Genomic DNA, 1,865 nt, shown 5'->3' with positions numbered 1-1,865 from the left:
GTGGCGGGCGGCGCCGCGGGCGCCCTGCTCGTCCTCCTCGGGCCCGAGGCCGACGGCGAGGACGGCCGCGCGGGCGGGCGCGCCGGCGCGTCCCCCTCCGGGTCCGTGCCGTCCGCGCGGCTCGTGGCCGCGGCGGGCGTCGACAAGAGGGGCACCGACGACCGCAGCGGGGTCGTGCCGCAGCACGCGGCCCAGCGCCCCGAGGGCTGGAAGCCGTGGCGCGGGAAGCTCGGCCACGCGCCGATGGACTGCGCCGCCGACACCCGCGCCGTCGTCTGCCTGCTGACCAACGGCACGTACGCCGCACTGGGCGCCGCCGACGGCAAGCGCCTGTGGGCCTCCGACGGCCGCACCGGCACGGACGACGGCACCGGCGGCGAGGCCTACATCAGCCCCTCCGGCAAGCTCTTCATGCCGGGTGACTCCCTGGTGCCGGCCGTGCGCGGCGGGACCGCCGTCGTGGCCCACGAGGGGCGCCTCCAGGTACGGGACTCCCGGAGCGGCGCCGTACGGTGGTCCGCCGACCCGCCGGACGGCAGGTACTTCACCCGCCCCGTCATCGGCGACGGCCTGCTGCTCGTGGCCGCCGAGGCCGAGCGCTCCGACGACAGCGCAGGCACCGCCCGGGGCGTGGATCTCATGGCCTACGCCCTGAAGGACGGCGCTCCCCGCTGGCGGGCCCCGCTGACCACCGACGAGCTGGCGGGCGCCGAGTGGCACGGCCGGTACGGGCCCGAACTCGTCCGGCACGGGCGGGTCTACGCGGACGCCAAGGAAGGCCTGGTGGCCCTGGACGTCAGGACCGGCCGCCGGGTCGGCGGCGCGTACGACAAGACCCAGTGCCGCTCCGTGATGGCCGTCGGCACGCACATCCTGTGCCCCTCCGTCGTCACCGGCGCCTCCGGCTTCGGCGACGCCACCGAGGAGCCGCAGACCCGGGTGACCCGCCTCGACGCCGCGACCTTCGCGCCCCAGGGCGCCTTCGGCCTGCAGGCGCCCCCCGTCGACGCGGGCGGGAACGTACCGCCGGACGTCGTCGTCAGCGCCGTCGGCCCGAAGACCGCCGTGGCCTACGACGTCCAGCGGCGCAGCCTCCTCGTCGCCGAGACCGGCAAGGGGCGCGTCACCCGCAGGGCGCCGCTGACCGTCGTCGACGACCAGGTCGCGCGCACCGTCTCCTCGCCGCCGCTGCTCGTCGGCGACCGGGCCCTGACCGCCGACAACACCACCCTGCGCACGGTGCCGCTCACGGCCGCCGGCCAGGTGCGGTCCCTGCGGGTGCCGGGCGCGCCGGGCAACCGCGCCCCGCAACACGGGGACGACCTCGGCACCGTCGTCGCCGACCACCTGCGGCCGCCGACGGTCCTGCCGCTCGGCGGGGTCGCGACGATCGTGTACGACCAGGGCACGGTCGTCTCGGTCCGCATCCCGTCCTGAACCCGGCCGCCTCCGTCCTGCCTCACCCCCGCTCTGTTCCCCCCGGGGACGGCCCCCCGTCCCGCTGCCCCCCGGCCCCTGGAGACACCGTGCTCGAACCGCTGACCGGGCCGCCGCGCCACGTCGGCCCGTACCGGCTGCTCGCCCGCATCGGCGCGGGCGGCATGGGCGAGGTGTACCTCGCCCGCTCCCGCCCCGGCACGCCGCTGGTCGCCGTGAAGACCGTGCGGCCCGACCTGGACATCGACCACGAGTTCCGGGTCCGCTTCCGCCGCGAGATCGCCGCCGCGCGCGCCGTGTCCGGGCCGGGCACCGCCGCGCTCCTCGACGGCGACGCGGACGCCGAAGTGCCCTGGCTCGCCACGGAGTACGTCGCCGGGCCCGCGCTCGGCGAGGCCGTGCGGCGGTGCGGCCCGCTGCCCGTGGCC

The 1,865-nt window shown here is 78.0% G+C and carries 2 protein-coding genes; both read left to right on the top strand.

Annotated features, from left to right (window positions below; genetic code table 11):
* Positions 1-1,437: outer membrane protein assembly factor BamB family protein (locus IE330_RS38380; RefSeq protein ID WP_190140803.1), on the top strand; the 1,437-nt coding region annotated here is incomplete at its 5' end.
* Between the two features lie 89 nt (positions 1,438-1,526).
* On the top strand, positions 1,527-1,865 hold a 339-nt coding region (locus tag IE330_RS38375; protein WP_506005405.1), incomplete at its 3' end, for a protein kinase family protein.

The organism is Streptomyces longispororuber (genome assembly GCF_014656095.1).
Taxonomy (GTDB): domain Bacteria; phylum Actinomycetota; class Actinomycetes; order Streptomycetales; family Streptomycetaceae; genus Streptomyces; species Streptomyces longispororuber.
Note: the sequence above shows the minus strand (reverse complement) of the source record. Positions and strands in the feature narration are given on the sequence as shown.